This window comes from Rahnella variigena (assembly GCF_003610915.1).
GTDB classification, from domain to species: Bacteria; Pseudomonadota; Gammaproteobacteria; order Enterobacterales; family Enterobacteriaceae; genus Rahnella; species Rahnella variigena.
This window is the reverse complement of the sequence record NZ_NSDJ01000001.1, coordinates 4,187,758-4,206,892: the sequence shown is the minus strand read 5'-3', so window position 1 is coordinate 4,206,892 and position 19,135 is coordinate 4,187,758. Positions and strand designations below refer to the sequence as shown.

General features: G+C 52.0%; 15 protein-coding genes. 1 reads left to right on the top strand and 14 read right to left on the bottom strand.

The window, feature by feature from the left end:
- Window positions 1-54: 54 nt before the first annotated feature.
- From CKQ54_RS19340 to mdtD, 11 genes are all read right to left on the bottom strand, one after another.
- A complete protein-coding gene (locus tag CKQ54_RS19340; RefSeq protein ID WP_112288902.1) occupies window positions 55-1,068 on the bottom strand; it encodes a Zn-dependent oxidoreductase in 1,014 nt (337 codons plus the stop codon).
- A 10-nt stretch (window positions 1,069-1,078) separates the two neighbouring features.
- Window positions 1,079-2,293 (bottom strand): D-mannonate dehydratase ManD, encoded by a 1,215-nt coding sequence (gene manD, locus CKQ54_RS19335; RefSeq protein ID WP_112288901.1) that lies wholly within the window; start codon window positions 2,291-2,293, stop codon window positions 1,079-1,081.
- A 282-nt stretch (window positions 2,294-2,575) separates the two neighbouring features.
- Window positions 2,576-3,103, bottom strand: coding sequence for a hypothetical protein (locus CKQ54_RS19330; protein ID WP_120161577.1), 528 nt, complete (start codon window positions 3,101-3,103; stop codon window positions 2,576-2,578).
- Between the two features lie 201 nt (window positions 3,104-3,304).
- Complete coding sequence (yiaK, locus tag CKQ54_RS19325; protein ID WP_120161579.1) at window positions 3,305-4,318, bottom strand: 3-dehydro-L-gulonate 2-dehydrogenase; 1,014 nt, start codon at window positions 4,316-4,318, stop codon at window positions 3,305-3,307.
- Entirely contained in the window at window positions 4,305-5,867 is a 1,563-nt protein-coding gene (locus tag CKQ54_RS19320; RefSeq protein WP_120161580.1) for an MFS transporter, read from the bottom strand. The genes yiaK and CKQ54_RS19320 overlap by 14 nt, the downstream gene beginning before the upstream one ends.
- A 241-nt stretch (window positions 5,868-6,108) precedes the next feature.
- Window positions 6,109-6,999 carry a lipid kinase YegS gene (gene yegS / locus CKQ54_RS19315; RefSeq protein ID WP_120161582.1) on the bottom strand — a complete coding sequence of 297 codons (891 nt, stop codon included), beginning with the start codon at window positions 6,997-6,999 and terminating at the stop codon, window positions 6,109-6,111.
- A 386-nt stretch (window positions 7,000-7,385) separates the two neighbouring features.
- Window positions 7,386-8,771 carry a prephenate-dependent tRNA uridine(34) hydroxylase TrhP gene (gene trhP / locus CKQ54_RS19310; RefSeq protein WP_113876006.1) on the bottom strand — a complete coding sequence of 462 codons (1,386 nt, stop codon included), beginning with the start codon at window positions 8,769-8,771 and terminating at the stop codon, window positions 7,386-7,388.
- Between the two features lie 190 nt (window positions 8,772-8,961).
- Window positions 8,962-9,300: a YegP family protein gene (locus CKQ54_RS19305; protein WP_112288965.1), complete on the bottom strand. Its 339-nt coding sequence runs from the start codon at window positions 9,298-9,300 to the stop codon at window positions 8,962-8,964.
- 182 nt (window positions 9,301-9,482) lie between these two features.
- A complete protein-coding gene (gene baeR / locus CKQ54_RS19300) occupies window positions 9,483-10,202 on the bottom strand; it encodes an envelope stress response regulator BaeR (RefSeq protein ID WP_120161583.1) in 720 nt (239 codons plus the stop codon).
- A complete protein-coding gene (gene baeS / locus CKQ54_RS19295) occupies window positions 10,203-11,588 on the bottom strand; it encodes an envelope stress sensor histidine kinase BaeS (protein WP_120161585.1) in 1,386 nt (461 codons plus the stop codon).
- Window positions 11,585-13,060: a multidrug transporter subunit MdtD gene (gene mdtD / locus CKQ54_RS19290; protein WP_120161587.1), complete on the bottom strand. Its 1,476-nt coding sequence runs from the start codon at window positions 13,058-13,060 to the stop codon at window positions 11,585-11,587. Before mdtD ends, baeS begins: the two co-directional genes overlap by 4 nt.
- A 262-nt stretch (window positions 13,061-13,322) precedes the next feature.
- On the opposite strand from mdtD, the gene CKQ54_RS19285 reads away from it, so the two are divergent.
- Window positions 13,323-14,276, top strand: coding sequence for an aldo/keto reductase (locus CKQ54_RS19285; protein ID WP_120161588.1), 954 nt, complete (start codon window positions 13,323-13,325; stop codon window positions 14,274-14,276).
- A 75-nt stretch (window positions 14,277-14,351) separates the two neighbouring features.
- Here the strand turns inward: CKQ54_RS19285 and yegD are convergent, their stop codons facing one another.
- The 3 genes from yegD to tal all read right to left on the bottom strand — a co-directional run bounded on the left by yegD (window position 14,352) and on the right by tal (window position 18,897).
- Window positions 14,352-15,704: a molecular chaperone gene (yegD, locus tag CKQ54_RS19280; protein WP_112288891.1), complete on the bottom strand. Its 1,353-nt coding sequence runs from the start codon at window positions 15,702-15,704 to the stop codon at window positions 14,352-14,354.
- 138 nt (window positions 15,705-15,842) lie between these two features.
- Entirely contained in the window at window positions 15,843-17,837 is a 1,995-nt protein-coding gene (gene tkt / locus CKQ54_RS19275) for a transketolase (protein ID WP_120161590.1), read from the bottom strand.
- 109 nt (window positions 17,838-17,946) lie between these two features.
- Window positions 17,947-18,897 (bottom strand): transaldolase, encoded by a 951-nt coding sequence (gene tal, locus CKQ54_RS19270; protein WP_120161592.1) that lies wholly within the window; start codon window positions 18,895-18,897, stop codon window positions 17,947-17,949.
- Window positions 18,898-19,135: the final 238 nt, after the last annotated feature.

Below are 19,135 nucleotides of genomic sequence, written 5' to 3'. Positions count from 1 at the left end.
GCGGGCGGGAGGATATTTAAAATCCTCCCGTCATTTTTCAAAAAATGCCAAATATCAGAATGTCAGTAAAACCTTGCAGCAGGAACGCTGATCTTTCTCAAACAGCGTTAATGCAGCTTCCACTTCCCCGGCAGGCATCCAGTGCGTCACCAGCTTTTCGGGCGCGATTTTCCCTTGCTCCATCCATTCAATCACTTGCGGGAACCGGTGGCTGTTCAGGCGCGATGAAAACAGTGAAATCTCCTTGCTGGTAATACTCTGCTGTGTAACCGAACTCGGCTCGCCGGAAAAACCCATCATGCCGATACGTGCGGCGGGCGAGGCAAGCAAAATCGCTTCCTGCAAAATGGCCGGGTGGCAGGCGGCATCGACAATAAGCGTCGGGCGTACACCTTCGGCAGCCAGTTCATCTGCCACGCTGCGCTCGCTGTTGTTGATGATCCAGTCCGCGCCACTGGCCTGCGCCATCTGCAACCGCTCGTCGATACGGTCGGCGACAATCACTTTCTGCACGCCGTACACGCCTTTCAGTACCTGGATCACCGTCAGTCCCATCGGGCCAGCGCCGTAGATCAGCGCAGTGTCCTGAGGTGTCGGTTTGAGAAAGGCGGTGATATTGGCCGCGATAGTAAAGGGTTCAACCATGCTGGCGAGTTTGTCCGGGATAGCGGCCGGTACCACGTAGGCGTTTTTCGCCGGTGCGCAGGCATAATCACTAAAACCTCCATCGCGGTGGACGCCGATCACCTGCAATTGGGCGCACACATTCGGGCGGCCAATCGAGCACGGATAGCAATGTCCGCAGCTGACGACAGGATCGACCACCACGCGTTCCCCGATGCGTGAAGCCTCTACGCCTTCGCCGACGCTGTCGATGTGGCCGAAAAATTCATGACCAATCACCCGCGGGTATTTCGCGAACGGATTATGACCGTGGTAGATATGCACATCGGATCCGCAGATACCGGCGTAACTGACCCGAACTCGTACTTCACCGGCGGCAGGTACCGGCAAAGCACGTTGCTCGATGACTAATTTTCCGGGTTCTTGTATAACGACACTGTTCATTTTTGTTCCCTCACCAGTTCCACAAAGTACCGTCTTCCAGACGGGCTACCGGCAGATAGGCCGGTTCATACGGATATTTCGCGGCCAGTTTTTCGTCGAACTCAATACCCAGCCCTGGTTTTTCGCCCGGATGCATATAGCCGTTGTCGAACGTCCAGTTATGCGGGAAGACTTCCAGCATCTGCTCGGAATATCCCATGTATTCCTGCACGCCAAAGTTCGGCACCCACAGGTCGAAGTGCAAGGCAGCGGCCATGCAAATGGGTGAGAGGTCAGAAGGCCCGTGTGAGCCGGTACGTACCTGATACAGCGAGGCAAAATCAGCAATACGACGCATACCGGTAATCCCCCCCGCATGAGTAATCGTGGTGCGGATATAGTCGATAAGTTGCTCTTCAATCAGCTGTTTGCAATCCCAGATGCTGTTGAACACTTCGCCGACCGCAATTGGCGTCACCGTGTGCTGGCGGATCAAACGGAAGCTTTCCTGATTCTCAGCCGGTGTCGGATCTTCCATCCAGAACAGGCGATATTCTTCGATGCTTTTGCCAAAGCGCGCGGCTTCAATTGGCGTCAGGCGGTGGTGCATGTCATGCAGAAGATGTTCATCAAAACCGAATTTATTGCGTACGGCCTCAAACAGTTTTGGTGTGAAATCGAGGTATTTTTCGGTTGACCACAATTGTTCTTCCGGCCAGTTACCTTTCGTTGCCGGTTCGTAAGCCAGGCCCTTGCCTTTCGCCATACCGTACGTTGTTTTCATGCCCGGCACGCCGCATTGCGCGCGAATGGCCTTGAACCCAAGCTCTTTATGTTTGGCGTAATCATCGAGTACTTCATCAATGGAATGGCCAGTGGTATGGCAGTAAACCATCACGCCGGTGCGTGATGCGCCACCCAGCAACTGATACAGCGGCATATTGGCGGCTTTAGCTTTGATGTCCCAAAGCGCCATATCGACGGCAGAAATGGCCGACATGGTAACCGGCCCGCGCCGCCAGTAAGCGCCTTTGTAGAAGAATTGCCAGATGTCCTCGATCTGATGCGCATCGCGGCCGATCAGTTGCGGACAAACGTGATCTTTCAGATAGGAAGCGACCGGCAATTCGCGGCCATTCAGCGTGGCATCCCCGATACCGGTCAGCCCGCTGTCAGTAGTAATTTTCAACGTAACAAAGTTGCGCCCCGGGCAAGTGACAAAGACTTCAGCATTCACGATTTTCATCGGTTAAGACCTTCTGCAGTAAATGTAGGATGCATTTTCTATGGTTATAAATACGCCACATGCAAACTACCATACAAGTATGCGAATCGTTTTTTGCCGGAGAAGATCACACTTTACGAGGTGAAAAGTGAACGTATGCAGAGGGGCAGGGGAGCAGGAAACTTTAGCGGGTAATAAAAAGCCTCCATGTCAGGAGGCTGTGTGATTTATGCCGTTTTTTGGTATTTCTCGATGAGTTTGAAACAAATCTCAAGAGTCTTTAATTTATCGGCTCGGTTACGTTCAAAGTCCTTTTGTGTTTGGCGTTTTGTAATACTTTGTTTTAATAACATAATAGCCTCCTCCATCTGAATGCGTTGATAACACCAGTTCGCTTTTTGAGCGAAAAACAAGCCGATCATACGCTTTTTGGTGCGACGACGTATAGGCGTTAAAAAAAATAATCTCCGGCTTTACGTCGCAGATATAATTTCCGATAACGGCGCTTAAACCATCAAAAAACCTCAGATAGTTTGCCCGGCTAAGCAGTTTTTGCGGAAACAACTTATCGAACACTGATTTGCCATTGCGCTTATCTGCGGGTATGTCATCCCATGCCGTGTCGTAAAACGTCACGATATGTCCGTGTCTATCTTTTCCGGACTCACCGGTGATTTCCGCCATCCGCTGAAAAGTATCCGTTGAAGCGCAGGAAAAATGAAGAAACAAAACTCTGAAAACTTTGATCTCTTCGCAGGGAAGGGTGAACTGAATATCGTAAAAGCTTAAATCTGCCTGATGTGAAAAATTGATAACCTGATAATAATCCATGAAATATCAGCGCGTTTTGTAAGGTGGCGCTTTTATATCATGCGTTTTTACTCTCAATACTTATCGTTTTTGAATTCAGGAATATGCCTTCCAAAATAGTTTTGGTTTACATTGCAGGCAGTAGTTTTTATGAATCAACCTCGCATTTTTACGCCCGCATTTTGGCGGGCGTTTTTGATGCTCTTTGTCTTCTGAAGCAACTTATTCCGCCAGCCGCATCACTTCATCCCATACCGTTTCATCTGCCGGGATCCCCAGACGGCGGTTTTCCTCGCGGTTGGCGGCGGCTGTCTGGCCGGGATAACGGACATCGCGGCTGTTTTCAGCCGGTTCTGACTGATTCACGTAGTCCGCGACGCTGTCCGCCATGCGTTCAGTGAATTCAGCGCCACCTAACTGCGTCGGGTCGAATACCATGAAAATCTGGCTGGCGCCGGTGCAGCTCCCTTTGCCGATTTTGTCTATTTCATTGGTGGGCGAGCCCGCTGAAAGCAACGCGGCCATGGCGTCCAGCACAATTGCCAGCCCCGAGCCTTTCCAGTAACCGGTGGGTAAAATGCGCATGGAGGCTTCGATCGGGCCCGGATCATCCGTCAGATTTCCTTCTTTATCGTAGCCGCCGGGGAAGGGCAGTTTTTCGTTTTTCAGCCGCGTAACCTGCAATTTGCCGTAGGAATACTGTGACATTGCCATGTCCAGCACAATCGGACCTTTGGTTCTTGGTACCGCCATGACAAACGGGTTATTGCCGACGCGGGTGTTTTTTCCGCCCCAGGCGGGCATGCAGGATTCCGTATTGGTCCAGCACATCGCCGCCATGCCTTGTTGTGCCGCATGCCAGCCATAACTGCCGCCGCGCATCCAGTGACTGCTGTTTTTCAGCGCCACGATCCCCACGCCATACTCTTTCGCCATTTCGGTGGCTTTCTCCACGGCGAACAGGGCGTTGGTAATGTCGATACCGCGGTTGCCGTTGTAGATGGCGATGGCGCCGAGGGATTTTTCCAGTTCCGGTTTGGCGTGGATATCAATCCAGCCCTTATGAACATAATCGACAAAACGCGCTACCCGGTTGAGGCCATGTGATGCAATACCGTCACAACTGGATTCTGTATGGATTCGCGCACAGGTCCGTGCATCTCTCTCAGCAAGTCCCGCTTTTTGCAGGGCACGCTGGATGGTTTGTTGCATCAGGCTGAATTCAATTCTTTGCATGGTCGGCTCCGGTTGAAAGCTCTGTGGACGTCAGGGGAAGATTCTCTTCGGTCTGACTAAGAATATTGTTATCGCCCCATAATTTTTCATAGGGCCAGCCGGTGAGTTGCTCGGCGATTAAGCGCGTTTCCGGTGTGACGTCATATTTACTGCCACCGGCTTTAAGGCGTTCAATTTCATTTACCAGCAGGGCATGGTTATGACGGGTGAGGCGGAATTTCATTGAGCTATATAATCCCACCAGCAGGAAGATGACCGATCCCGCGCCAAATACCAGTGTGATACCGTAAACGGCTTCGACAGGTTGCGTGGCACTTTTCGGTGTGAATCCGTAATGCTGTAATAACAGGCCAACCCCAAATAGCGCCACCGCCTGAACAGCTTTACGCACGAAAGTCATAACCCCGGCAAAAATACCTTCGCGCCGTTTTCCTGTCAGCATTTCATCTACATCTGGAATAAAACTGTAAATATTCCAGCAAACATAACTGGTACCGGAACGACCCACGCCCATTAAAATAACGGAGAGATAAAGCAGCGCCATATTAAAGGGTAATTGCAATAAATGGATGGCTAAAAATAACCCCACACTGGCCAGCATAAATAATTGTGCAATACGATATGACGCGCCATTGCCTAATTTCATACACAGGAAAATAAACAGGGCAACGCAGATGAACTGCACCAGGGTCATTAATGTCATCGCATTAGAAGCAGTAACGGTATTCTGGCCGAGAACAAAAATAATATAATACGCCAGCACAGCGCCAAGGACGTCGAGCGCCACATAGCCTCCCAGGTACATCCCGACATGCTGGCGGAATGTGCGCACTCTCATGGTCGACACCAGCGATCTGAACAGATGCTTCATATCGCGGCGGAAAGAGAGTTTTGGCGTGGCGACATCAACCGGGATAGGCCGTTCCCAGGTGTAGAAATAAAGCATCAGGATTACCACGGCAAACAACACGCCGAAAATTACCCCCATAATCAGGAAAGATGAGGAGGAGTCTTCACCGAGATAAGCAATAATGCGTCCCGGCAACCAGGCTGCTAATATTGCGGCTCCGGTAGAGAAAAACATCCTGACACCGGTCAGTTTAGTGCGCATTTTAAAGCTGGAGGTCATTTCGGCTGCCAGCGTTTCATAAGGTACAATCGCCAGCGTGTAAGCGGCGTAGAACAAAATATAGGTAAACAGGTAGTACCAGAACCCCATTCCGCTGACCCACATAATAATGTAAGTCACCATAATTAATGGTGCGCCGAATAAGAAGAAGAAGCCACGCCGTCCGTATTTTTTGCCCAGAGGATTGCGGTAAAAATTATCCGTGACATAACCCATCAGTGGATCGAAAAAAGCATCCAGCAGGCGGGCGGTTGCAATAACAGCACCGGCCTCTGCCGGACTTAATCCGGCATAAGTGGTGTAGAAATACATTATCCACAGACCCAGTACTGCAAAACAGCCACCGCCGAAGAAATCACCCCCGCCGTAGGCCAGCATATTTTTTACCGATATCGGTCTTTCTTTATGATGATTAATCATACTACCCCTGGTTTCCGTCACCGGATTAATAAGAGTCGTCAAAAGAAATGCGTCGTTTGTGCCCGCAGAAATTCAGAAATGAATTATTCAGCGACATCGGCAGAGTAAAATTAGGCAATGCACATCTACCATACAAGTATGCGGATAAGCTTTTAGCGGAGAAGATCACAAAAATAACGGCAGATTTGCTCTGTACTGCAAGACGGATCACAGTACAGAGAATGAACAGAAGAAGAGAAAGTTAGCCTAAAAGTTCGCAGTGAGGGGGCAAACGACACTGGATTGCAGAGGAAAGAACTTCAATTTTGAACTGTTTACCAGTGAGCGGTTCGCCGTCGAGATTGAACGTCATATCGTGCGGTGCGGTGATTTCGAGCCAGGGCAGACTGGCGGACACAATATTTTTGTTCTCTTCATTATTGAGCAAGCTGCGCAGGAATGACGGCAGCAGCTCCTCTGAAGTCAGCAGACGTAATTGCAGCAGACCATCGTTAATCAGCGCATCCGGGCATATTTGTTGCCCGCCACCTGCCTGGCGGCCATTACCAATACCGATTACCAGCGCATCGCCTTCCCAGCGAAAATCCGGGCCTCTGATTTCACAGCGGTCAGCTTTCAGCGTATCCAGACGTAAGAGACCGTGGATGAAATAGGACACGCCGCCAAGCGCTGCTTTGAGTTTTTCTGGCGTTTCGGTTGTGATGCGCGTGCCGAATCCCCCGGTCGCCATGTTGATAAAGAAATGCTGGTCATTCACTTTGGCCAGATCAATATCGACCGCGCGGCCTTTGACCGCCAGCTGTAACGCCTGCTCTGGCTCGAGGGGAATATTGCAGGCCGTGGCGAAATCATTTGCGGTGCCCAGCGGCACGATGCCGAGCACAGGGCGTCGTTGTCCATCGTATTGTGCCAGTGCACCCGCCACTTCATTAATGGTGCCGTCGCCGCCACCGGCAATCACGGTTTCGCAGCCCAGTTCAATGGCTTCGTCCACATATCGCGCGGCGTCTCCGTACTCCCAGGTGACACGCACATTGAGATCTTCGCCCTCTTTGCGTAGCGCGCCGATGGCTATCCGCAGCTCTTCGTTGCCTGCGCCTTTTCCATTTAAAATCAGCATTGCTGTGGTCATGTACGCTCCTTTTTTCTACTTACACCAACAATAGATGAAAGTAGTGGTATTTGGCTATCGGATAAATCAGCGAAAAGTTGACAATGAGGTTAAATAATTGTGCTGATATTAATTAGAAAGGACGTTTATATTTCAGAAACGTATTTATTTAAAAACATGACATCACGTTATTAAGGTGAATAACTGAAGAGGATTAGTTAAATATGACGGATTTTCGTTTAATGAATACAAAAAGAAAAGCCAGCTCAAGGGAGATTGAGCTGGCCAAGGAGGTGGTTCCTGGTATAGTCCGGTGCTTTATTTTGCATTCGAAGTAAATTGCGAATGCATATTATCCAGCCCGGTCAGAAATAGATGTGATCGAATTCTTGTTTTCGACCAAAACATTATTTCGAATGCGGATTACGGGTGTCCGTGTCTTCCAGATTACGCAGTAAAATGGCGAACTCCAGATTGACGTCTTCCGGCAGTGCGACATACACCATATGCCCGTTCCCCGGCGCCACGTCGGTTGGCTGGCCTTTCTTATTGCGCAGGGCTTCCAGTTTGAACTGGACGTTGCCCTGCGGCGTCATCATTTCCACACTGTCACCGACGCAGAATTTATTCTTCACATCGATTTCTGCCCAGCCATCCATACGATTACCGGTGAATTCGCCGACAAACTGCTGGCGGTCGCTGACAGAGAAACCATATTCGTAGTTCTGCTGCGCATCGTGAGTATGGCGACGCAGGAAACCTTCGGTGTATCCGCGATGCGCCAGACCTTCCAGCGTGGAAAGCAGCGTCGGATCAAAAGGCTTACCGGCGACGGCATCGTCAATGGCCCGGCGATAAACCTGTGCCGTGCGCGCGCAATAATAGAAGGATTTTGTACGTCCCTCGATTTTAAGCGAATGCACGCCCATTTTTGTCAGAGTTTCCACATGCTGAATGGCGCGCAGATCCTTAGAATTCATAATATACGTGCCGTGTTCGTCTTCAAACGCGCTCATGTATTCGCCAGGGCGCAGGGCTTCTTCGAGCATAAAGACTTTATCTGTCGGCTGACCGATGCCTAATGTGGGCTCGGCGGCTTCCACCTGCTGAACCGGGATCGGCTCGTACTGATGCACGATATTACCGATGGCGTCTTCTTTGCCTTCCTGAACTTTATATTCCCAGCGACAGGCGTTGGTGCAGGTTCCCTGATTCGGGTCACGCTTGTTGATGTAGCCGGAAAGCAGGCAGCGGCCGGAATACGCCATGCACAGCGCACCGTGAACGAAGATTTCGATTTCCATATCCGGCACCTGTGCGCGGATCTCGGCGATTTCTTCCAGCGAAAGCTCGCGCGATAAAATCACACGCGTCAGCCCCATTTGTTTCCAGAATTTCACCGTCGCCCAGTTCACGGCGTTAGCCTGCACCGAAAGATGAATGTCCATCTGCGGGAAGGCTTCACGCACCATCATGATAAGACCCGGATCCGACATGATCAGGGCATCGGGCCCCATGTCGATCACCGGTTGCAGATCACGGATGAAGGTTTTCAGCTTGGCGTTATGCGGGGCAATATTCACCACCACATAGAATTTTTTCCCCAGAGCATGGGCTTCATTGATGCCGATTTCCAGATTCTGGTGGTTAAATTCGTTATTACGAACGCGCAGGCTGTAACGTGGCTGACCGGCATAAACCGCATCTGCACCGTAAGCGAAGGCGTAACGCATATTTTTCAGGGAGCCGGCAGGGGAAAGCAGTTCCGGAACAAAAGAATCGCGGGTAAACATAGTCAATCTCAGTCTGATCACAGGTCAGGGCCGTCCCGGATGCGGGGCGACGAAAGGTCAGAATTGTAACGTCTGAGTTGATCAAAAGCAGCCATTTCGTGTGGGTATTACAACGCTATTTAGACTATTCAGGAGCCAGATCAATTTCCTCCTCTGCTCCTGAATAGCTAAAAACAGAAATCATTGAGAACTACTGCGTCAAATCGCGGATATCAGTGCTTGCGCCGTTTTTCACCACCGACTGAACACCTTTTTTCGATGCACTTTCCGTGGTGTACATTTCGCTGATACCAATCACCTGATGGTTTTTCGCTTTCAGCACAAAGTAAAACTGGCCGTCTTTCGAAGGCTTGATTTCGTACTGCGCTTCCTCAGGGGAGTTGGTCTGAACCGATGAAATCCCGTTTTCTGCTGACGCTTTACTGGCATACATTTCACTGGTGAGAATAATCTCTCCGTTCCCGGCCTTCAGGTTAAAGTGAAACTGTCCATTCTTCGCTTTTTTCAGATCATAGTGACCAGTAGCCATAAAGGTAATCTCCATCAGAGGGGTTATTTTCCAGAGATAAGTGTAGTTAATGGAAACAGTTTCGCGGCGGGAGGAAAGATTTAAGACATGAAATGTGAACTGGCCGACAGACTTTCAGAAACTTTACAAAACTGAATTGCCGGCCAGTTATGCGCTATTCGTTATTCGCTGTGAGTCATGCGTTATGCCAAATGACAGGGTTCCGCTTCCCAGCGATAGCCCACGCCATAGACGGCGCGGATAAACGCCTTTTCTCCGTCCAGAGATTCGAGTTTACGGCGCAGGTTCTTGATATGACTGTCGATGGTACGGTCAGTGACGACGCGGTAGTCGTCATAAAGATTATTGAGCAGCACTTCGCGGGTAAACACGTAACCCGGTTTGACGGACAGCGTTTTCAGCAGGCGGAATTCTGCCGGTGTCAGTTCAAGTTCATGCCCCTGGAATGTGGCCTGAAAGCGCGCTTCATCAATGTGCAGACCGTTATCTCTCGGCACATTGTCTTCCTGACGCACGCAGCGGCGCAAAATAACCTTCACGCGGGCCACAACTTCACGCGGGCTGTAAGGTTTGCAGATGTAATCATCAGCACCGATTTCCAGCCCGAGCAGGCGATCAATCTCTTCCGTTTTTGCCGTCACCATCATAATCGGTACATCGGAAAACTGGCGAATGTCTCGGCAAATGGATAATCCGCTGCTGCCTGGCAGCATCAGATCTAACAAAATCAGTGCCGGCGGCTGGTGCTTCACCTGCGAGATGACGTCATGTCCGTCCGCCAGCCATTGGGTGGCATAGCCTGCGGCTTCGAGATAGTCGATTAACAGCTGAGCAAGTTTAGGCTCGTCTTCTACAATCAGAATTTTTAACGGCGCCGGGCCGGACAATACAGAGTTGTTCATTCAGTTTCTCGGGCCTGATGTAACAGAGAGCGGCAGGACGATCGTAATACGAACGCCACCCGCCGGAGAGTGGCTGGCGCTGATCTGCCCGCCGTGCGCTTCGACAATATTCTGGCAAATGGCCAGACCTAACCCCGAACCGCCACTGGCGCGGTTGCGCGAGCCTTCGGTACGATAAAACCGTTCAAAAATACGGCCAAGCTGTTCATCGCTGATGCCCGGCGCGCTGTCCTGGAACATCAGGTAAAGTGATTTATCCCGTATTTCGCCCCGGATCTCCAGACCGCCATTCGGGTCAGTATAGCGCAGACTGTTTTCCAGCAGATTGTTGAACAGCTGCGAAAGACGCTGGGGATCGCCAAACACTTCAGCGCTTTCCGGCAGGTGGCTGGTCAGGGTGAGTTGCTTGGCATGGAAACGGTCACGCGAACCGGCTTCCGCCAGCTGCACCAGATGTACGACGTCGGTGTCCACCTTGCGGTATGCCAGTGCACCGGCATCGGAAAGCGAAAGCTGATGCAAATCGTCCACCAGTTTGGTCAGAATCGACACTTCAGATTGCAGTGATTCCAGCGACCCAACCGTCATTTTACGCACGCCATCCTGCATGGCTTCCAGCTCACCACGCAGAACGGCCAGCGGCGTGCGCAACTCATGGGAAATATCCGCCATAAACGCCCGGCGCATCTGCTCATTTTTCTCCAGCGTCATCGCCAGCTGGTTAAAATCCTGCGCCAGTTTCCCGAGTTCATCTTCACTGTCGACTTCAACCCGAGTGCTGAAATTACCCGCAGCCAGCTGATGCGTACCGTTCACCAGCCGCTTTACCGGCGCGAGCATTCCGCGGGACAACATCCAGGTGACGGCGGCGGCCAGCAGCGCGGTAAAGGCGACAATCATCCAGCTGGTGCGGCTTTGCTGGCGTTCGAAATTAATATCAGCATCGCGGGTCAGGCGTTCGGCAGGCGTCGAAATCACCGAGCCGATGACCACACCATTGACGGTCATCACGCGGCGCGGACCTTGTAAATCCGGTGGAACAGGCAGATCGTAACCGCCGATCCGATGATCGTGACTGTCGAGGATCCAGAACTTCGTGCGCCATCCCTGCGGCGGCATTCTCGGGCTGCTGTTTTGTTCAAACGAGCGCATGATCTGATAGATCAACCGGTCATTGGTTTCCAGAAACTCCCAGCTGCCGTGTTGTTTGTACTGCTCCTGCAGGGTGTCAGCCAGCAGTTCGACGCGCTGTTCGTTGCTCTGACGAATATAGTCGATAAAGCCCCGTTCAAAGCTCATCCGAACGCCCCAGTTCATGGTGATCAGCACCAGTGCGCAGGTACAAAAAATGGCCATAAACAACTTGGCGGTAATACCAGGTTTCATGATTTTCTCATCGGATCAGGGGAGCCGGCCGCAGCGCGACGACGGTCGATAATGGCATTTTTCTGCGTATCAGGTGGCACTTTGGAAAATACCCAGGCTGGCAGGGCGATCACCAGCGCCATCGACATATAACAATACAGGAACGCGGTGTGCATGGTGGCGCTGTCCGGTGTAATCGCCTGCTGATGGGCGAACACTCCAATCAGCAAACCGGCGACACTGACGCCCAGACTCATCGACAACTGCATGATCATCGACAGCAAGCTGTTGCCGCTGCTGGCAAGGCGCGACGGCAGATCTTTCAGCGTCAGCGTGTTCATCGACGAGAAGCGCAGGGAGTTCACCATGCCCTGGAAGAACAATACAATCGGGATCATCCAGACCGCGCCGTAAATCGCCACCAGAGGGAAAATCAGCGTGATCAGCGCCAGCAGCAACGTCGCGCTGACCAGCGCATTCCGGTAACCCAGTTGATTGACCAGCCGGACGACCACGCGCTTCATCCCCATACTGCCGAGCACCATGGGGATCATCATCAGTCCGGCGTGGAAAGGCGTAAAGCCCATACCGAGTTGCAGAAACACCGGTGTCATAAACGGCAACATGCCGCTGCCGATACGACCGAGCAAACTACCAATCAGGCCGATTTTGAAGGTTGGGGTATGGAACAAACGCAGTGAAAACAGCGCAGAAAGATTGCCGCGCGCATGCATCCAGTAAACCCCCAGCGCGCCGCCACCGACCACCACCAGCAGAAAAATTTCCAGCACGCTCAGCCCCATACTGCGGCTGCCTTCCAGCGCCAACGTCAGCGTCGCCATACACACGGCCAGCATCACAAACCCGCTGATATCAAAGCGGCGGGTCTGCATTTTGTAATTGGGCATAATCATTAAGGTGGCGATACAACCGGCCAGACCGACTGGCAGATTAATCAGGAAGATCCAGTGCCAGCTGGCGTATTGCACCAGAAAACCGCCCAGCGCCGGGCCCAGAAGCGGACCGACCTGACCGGGTAACGTCACCATTGTCATCGCTGCCATGTATTCGCTGCGCGGGACGATTTTCAGTACCGTCAGCCGCCCGACCGGCACCATCATCGCACCGCCGATCCCCTGAACGATGCGCGACATCACAAGTTCACGCAGGCTTTCCGATTGCGCGCATAACAGCGAGCCAAGCGTAAACAGCACAATGGCCGAAAAGAATACCCATTTCACACCGACTTTATCCGCCAGCCAGCCACTGGCAGGCAGCATCACGGCGACCGTCAGCACATAAGCCACTACCACCGAATGCATGTGCAGCGGGTTTTCACCCAGACTGCGTGCCATCGAAGGCAGTGCAGTATTCACAATCGTGGTGTCGAGGGCCTGCATAAAAAAGCCGAAGGCGACAATCCACAGCTGCCAGCGCACCGAAGGCGGCAGGGGAGCAGAAGGCGGTAAGGTGTCAGTGTTTTCAGATTTCATGGGTTATCGCATCAGCACAATCATTGTCGCGGCATTTCAGGAGGGAGATCCACCTTAAAACCAGACCCACAGTGTAGCCAGAATGTTTCAGCAGAAAATGGAGGAAATAAGGAGAGTCTTTCCCATTTTTTGACAATTCTTCTGACAATAAAGAATAGCTTTCAGCCTGACATTTTATATCAAAATGCTATGGTTGACCTTTGATCGCAAATCGTTCGCATGCAAAGTAAGTTAAATCTGACCTTATGAAAGGGAGAGAATAATGAGCAAAAGAGAACTGGGTCGTTCAGGTATTCAGGTGCCGTTGCTGACGTTTGGCGGCAACGTATTCGGCTGGACGGTCGATCAGGCGGCTTCCTTTAACCTGCTCGATGCCTTACTGGATCATAAACTGAATTTTATCGACACCGCCGATGTGTATTCGAGCTGGGTTGAAGGCAACAAAGGGGGCGAATCGGAAACCATTATCGGCAACTGGCTGAAAAAAACCGGTAAGCGTGACCAGATTATTCTGGCGACCAAAGTCGGCAAACCGATGGGCGAAGGCAAAGTGGGTTTATCGCCACGTTATATTAAAGAAGCGGTAGAAGCCTCCCTGAAACGTCTGCAAACAGATTATATCGATTTATATCAGTCGCATGATGATGATGCCGATACGCCGCTGGCCGAAACCATGGCGGCATTCGATGCGCTGATTAAAGAAGGCAAAGTGCGTGCCGTTGGCGCTTCAAACTACAGCGCACCACGTCTGGCCGAAGCGCTGAAAGTCAGTCAGGAAAACGGGCTGGCGCGTTATGAAGCGCTGCAACCGCAGTACAATTTGTACGACCGAAAAGTGTATGAAGAAGCACTTGAAAAAGTCGTCAGGGATAACGGTTTAGGCGTGATCAACTTTTACGGTCTGGCCGCCGGGTTCCTGACCGGGAAATACCGTACCAAAGCGGATGCCGGTAAAAGTAAGCGCGGTGAAAGCGTGATCGCACGTTGCCTGAATGAACGCGGCCTGAAAGTGCTGGCGGGGCTGGATAAGGTGGCTGAGAAGCACGGCGCACAGCCAGGACAAGTTGCACTGGCCTGGCAGATTGCCCGCCCGAGTATTACCTCGCCGATTGTCAGCGCGACATCACTGCAACAGCTGAATGAGCTGGCGCAGGCCGCAACCCTCAAACTGGATGATGCGGATATTAAGACCTTAAATGACGCCAGCGCCTGGTAAACACTAAATCTGAGCCATAAAAAAACCGCCTTCAATTCAAATCAGGCGGTTTTTGTTTATCTGCATCTTTAAAACTTAACGGAACAACGTTTGTGCCCAGCGGGCCAGGCCGGCGGTGACCGAGCCGAAATCATTGCCACCGACCAGCGGAATGCCCGGTAACTGCGTCTGTAATGCAGCACGCAGCAGCGGCGAACGCGCACTGCCGCCGGTCAGGTAAATCACATCAGGTTTAATTTCGCTGCTGGCCAGTGCCAGACTGACCTGTTCCTGAATGCGTTCCAGCGGCTGAGAAATCGCGTCACTCAGTTGCTGCTGGCTGATGGTTTCCGCCAGACCGGATTCAATGAAGTCCATCGCAGCCGTAACGCTTTCACGTTCAGAAAGTGCAATTTTACTTTCTTCTGCGGCACGCACCAGACGGTAACTCAGACGCTGTTGCTGGACTTTCAGCAGGCGTTTGATCAGATCCGGTTGCGCGGCATCGCGGATCAGATCCCGCAACATACGACCATTCGCCACGCTGTAGAAATCTAACTGTGCAGGCACATCGTTGGTCGCCACTGCATTCCAGTAAGGCAGGGCCGGAATAGCGATCCCTTTTTGCGTTTCGCTGCCCATACCAAACTGCGGTGTGAGTTGTTTGAACGCAGTCATGATGTCCAGATCATTACCGCCAACGCGACAACCACTGTGACCAAGCAGGCTGTTCTGACGCTCAGCTTTATCGCGCCACTGCGGGCCCATCAGCAATACTGAGCAGTCCGTGGTACCGCCGCCGATATCGACGACCAGCACGGTTTTCTCTTCCGTCAGTGTCGCTTCGAAATCCAGACCTGCGGCGACCGGTTCAAACTGGAACGCAATATCGCGGAAACCGGCGCGCTCAGCGGCACGTTGTAAAATGCCCTGCGCCTGAGCATTGGCCTCTTCACCACCCATACCCTGAAAGTTGATCGGGCGGCCGATCACGGTCTGTTCAATACTTTCCTGCAAGACGGATTCGGCCTGACGCTTGATGTGGTACATCATTGCGCAGACCAGATCTTCAAACAGGGCAATCTGTTGAGGTTTCAGGCCGTTCGCGCCCAGGAAGGATTTCGGAGAGCGGACAAAGTACACCTCTTCCGGATCTTCCATATAGGTCGACAACGCCTGCAAACCGAAATGCACGCTGTTGGCATTAACCGGAATATCTTCCTCGCGGTTAAAGCTGATGCTGCGGCGCAACAGTGCCAGATTTTCATCACTGCCTGCCGGAACCTGTCCGTGACGGTTCAGCCATTCGCTGACCGCTTCACGTGTCGGAGCACAAAGCATGGAGGGTAAATAAGGATCGTTATTTTCTAACGCCAGCAGATGGGCGTTATTATCGCGCATTACTGCAACTGAGCAATTCGCTGTACCGTAGTCAAATCCAATAAACATCATTGTTCCCCATGCCAAAGAAGGGACGGGACTTTACCGGAGAGAGGCAGATTCATCAAGTCAGCGGGGCGGAAATAGAAGGAATTCCCTCTCCTGAGATGAAGAGGGAATAAACTACACAGAATTACTTCACATCTTTTACTTCAACAGCGCCTGCGCTTTTGCGACAACGTTATCAACGGTAAAGCCAAACTCTTTAAACAGTTGCTCTGCTGGTGCAGATTCCCCGAAAGAGGTCATGCCGACAATTGCACCGTTGAGGCCGACGTATTTGTACCAGTAATCGGCGATACCGGCTTCCACCGCTACGCGCGCAGTCACGGCTTTCGGCAGCACAGATTCTCGGTAAGCCTCGTCCTGTTTGTCGAACACATCAGTCGAAGGCAGAGAGACTACCCGCACTTTAGTACCCGCTGCGGCCAGTTTATCCGCGGCTTCTACCGTAATACCTACTTCAGACCCGGTGGCAATCAGAATCACATCCGGCGTGCCGTCTGAGTCTTTCAGCACATAACCACCGCGCGCCACGTTTGCCAGCTGCTCAGCGGTACGCGGTTGCTGAGTCAGGTTCTGACGCGAGAAGATAAGTGCAACCGGACCGTCGTTGCGCTCGATGGCATATTTCCATGCCACGGCAGATTCGACCTGATCAGCCGGACGCCACAGGCTCATGTTTGGCGTCACACGCAGGCTGGCCATTTGCTCAACCGGCTGGTGCGTCGGACCGTCTTCCCCCAGACCGATCGAATCGTGGGTATACACGAAGACGTTGCGGATTTTCATCAGCGCCGCCAGACGTACCGCGTTACGGGCATATTCAACGAACATCAGGAAGGTCGCAGAATAAGGCAGGAAACCGCCGTGCAGCGCGAGACCGTTGGAGATGGCCGTCATGCCGAACTCACGCACGCCGTAGTGGATGTAGTTACCGGCGTGGTCTTCAATCAGTGATTTTGAGCCCGACCACATGGTCAGGTTACTTGGCGCAAGGTCTGCGGAACCGCCGAGGAATTCAGGCAAAATTTTGCCAAACTCTTCCAGAGTATTTTGTGAGGCTTTACGGCTGGCGATGTTCGCAGGTGTGGCCTGCAAACCTTCGATGAATGCCTGTGCTTTGGTTTCCCAGTCCGCAGGTAATTTGCCATTAACGCGGCGGTCAAATTCAGCGGCCAGCTCAGGATAGGCTTTGGCATAAGCGGCGAATTTATCGTTCCAGGCTTTTTCTTTGGCTTTGCCCGCTTCTTTAGCATCCCAGGCGTCATAAACATCTTGCGGGATTTCAAAGGCCGGATAGTTCCAGCCCAGCGCCTTGCGGGTGGCGGCGACTTCGTCGGCACCCAGTGCGGCACCATGTGCTTCATGAGTCCCGGCTTTGTGCGGCGAACCGAAACCAATCACTGTTTTGCACATCAGCAGGGAAGGGCGGTCAGTGACTTTATGAGATTCTTCGATTGCCGCTTTTATGGCGTCGGAGTTTTGGCCGTCAATTCCACGGATGACATGCCAGCCGTAAGCTTCGAAACGTTTGGCCGTGTCATCGGTAAACCAGCCTTCGACGTGTCCGTCAATGGAGATGCCGTTGTCATCATAAAATGCGGTCAGTTTACCGAGTTTCAGGGTACCGGCCAGCGAGCAGGCTTCATGGGAAATCCCTTCCATCATGCAGCCATCCCCTAAGAAAACGTAGGTGTGATGGTTGACGATTTCGTGATTTTCACGGTTAAACTGCGCGCCTAACGTACGTTCAGCAATCGCAAAACCCACGGCGTTGGCAACGCCCTGACCCAGCGGGCCGGTGGTGGTTTCCACACCCGGCGTATAACCGTATTCAGGATGTCCTGGTGTTTTAGAATGCAACTGGCGGAAGTTTTCCAGTTCGCTCATTGGCAGGTCGTAACCGGTCAGGTGCAGCAGACTGTATTGCAGCATCGAGCCGTGGCCGTTGGACATCAGGAAGCGGTCGCGATCGGCCCATTTCGGGTTGGTCGGGTTGTGATTCATGTAATCGCGCCACAAGACTTCGGCGATATCGGCCATCCCCATCGGGGCGCCGGGGTGTCCGGAATTCGCTTTCTGGACGGCATCCATGCTAAGCGCACGGATAGCATTCGCTAGTTCTCTACGAGAAGGCATATTTTTCTCCGGATGGGTCACTTTGCTGAGCCAGATGACAAAAGTGCGGAGTTGCCACCGGTCTGCCAGGTGACTCAGCTGAGGTTAGATTTTTAAACTACGGTTGAAACTAAAGCTGTGCTGAAAGCATATCTTCGAGTTTCTTCTGATCGACGGCGAATGCGCGGATACCTTCCGCCAGTTTTTCAACGGCCATGGCGTCCTGATGGTGTTCCCAGAGGAATTCAGCCTGCGTCAGAGGAGCGGGTTTTTTTCCACCCTTGCCGGAAGGCTGTAATTTACGTTCAACCGGTTCATTGCTGGCTTTCAGTTCTTCCAGGAGGTTAGGAGAAATGGTCAGGCGATCACAGCCTGCCAGCGCCAGGATTTGTTCCACTTTACGGAAGCTGGCACCCATGATGACGGTCGGGTAATCGTGGGATTTGTAGTAGTCGTAGATGTCGCGAACCGATTTAACGCCCGGATCTTTTTCCACGTCATACGTTGCGTTCGGCTCTTTGGCTTTGTACCAGTCGTAAATACGGCCAACGAACGGAGAAATCAGGTAGACACCGGCTTCTGCACAGGCGCGTGCCTGTGCGAATGAGAACAGCAGGGTCAGGTTACAGTTGATGCCTTCTTTTTCCAGTTTCTCTGCGGCTTTGATCCCTTCCCAGGTGGAAGCGAGTTTGATCAGAATACGGGATTTATCAATGCCCTGATCCTGATACAGGCCAATCAGTTTACGGGCCTTTTCGATACACAATTCACTGTTGAAAGACAGGCGTGCATCGACTTCAGTCGAGATACGGCCCGGCACGCTCTTCAGGATTTCCACCCCGATATTAACGGCCAGTTTATCTGTGGCATTGATCACCTGAGTCTCTTTGCTGCCGCCTTGTTTACGGGCATAGTCCAGCGCGTCTTTAATCAGGTTTTGGTATTGCGGGAGGTCGGCTGCTTTGAGGATCAGCGAAGGATTGGTGGTCGCATCCTGAGGCTCGAAATGACGGATAGATTCAATGTCACCGCTGTCGGCAACGACGGTGGTGATTTTTTTTAGTGCGTCTAACTGGTTCATCTCTTAGCTCCTTAGCGAGAAAAAACGATACAGCAATAAGGTCGTCTGACTCTGGTTTGCAGGGCTCCTACCCTGCATCATTCTGTTAATAAACTGAATGCGCTTTTTCTGATTACTGCAATGGGTCTCAACAATGGTGGCCTTTGTTGCTGCTTAAACTGGGCGTCTGACGAGAAAAGCGCAAGGACAAACTTTAAGCTTAGTTGATTTTTACGAGACGTCTTCCATGAATGAAAAG

Bases quoted from the DNA above. Each gene is read 5' to 3' on its own strand.
- CKQ54_RS19340 (WP_112288902.1), bottom strand. From the start codon at position 1,068: ATGAACAGTGTCGTTATACAAGAACCCGGAAAATTAGTCATCGAGCAA.
- manD (WP_112288901.1), bottom strand. From the start codon at position 2,293: ATGAAAATCGTGAATGCTGAAGTCTTTGTCACTTGCCCGGGGCGCAAC.
- CKQ54_RS19330 (WP_120161577.1), bottom strand. From the start codon at position 3,103: ATGGATTATTATCAGGTTATCAATTTTTCACATCAGGCAGATTTAAGC.
- yiaK (WP_120161579.1), bottom strand. From the start codon at position 4,318: ATGCAAAGAATTGAATTCAGCCTGATGCAACAAACCATCCAGCGTGCC.
- CKQ54_RS19320 (WP_120161580.1), bottom strand. From the start codon at position 5,867: ATGATTAATCATCATAAAGAAAGACCGATATCGGTAAAAAATATGCTG.
- yegS (WP_120161582.1), bottom strand. From the start codon at position 6,999: ATGACCACAGCAATGCTGATTTTAAATGGAAAAGGCGCAGGCAACGAA.
- trhP (WP_113876006.1), bottom strand. From the start codon at position 8,771: ATGTTTACCCGCGATTCTTTTGTTCCGGAACTGCTTTCCCCTGCCGGC.
- CKQ54_RS19305 (WP_112288965.1), bottom strand. From the start codon at position 9,300: ATGGCTACTGGTCACTATGATCTGAAAAAAGCGAAGAATGGACAGTTT.
- baeR (WP_120161583.1), bottom strand. From the start codon at position 10,202: ATGAACAACTCTGTATTGTCCGGCCCGGCGCCGTTAAAAATTCTGATT.
- baeS (WP_120161585.1), bottom strand. From the start codon at position 11,588: ATGAAACCTGGTATTACCGCCAAGTTGTTTATGGCCATTTTTTGTACC.
- mdtD (WP_120161587.1), bottom strand. From the start codon at position 13,060: ATGAAATCTGAAAACACTGACACCTTACCGCCTTCTGCTCCCCTGCCG.
- CKQ54_RS19285 (WP_120161588.1), top strand. From the start codon at position 13,323: ATGAGCAAAAGAGAACTGGGTCGTTCAGGTATTCAGGTGCCGTTGCTG.
- yegD (WP_112288891.1), bottom strand. From the start codon at position 15,704: ATGTTTATTGGATTTGACTACGGTACAGCGAATTGCTCAGTTGCAGTA.
- tkt (WP_120161590.1), bottom strand. From the start codon at position 17,837: ATGCCTTCTCGTAGAGAACTAGCGAATGCTATCCGTGCGCTTAGCATG.
- tal (WP_120161592.1), bottom strand. From the start codon at position 18,897: ATGAACCAGTTAGACGCACTAAAAAAAATCACCACCGTCGTTGCCGAC.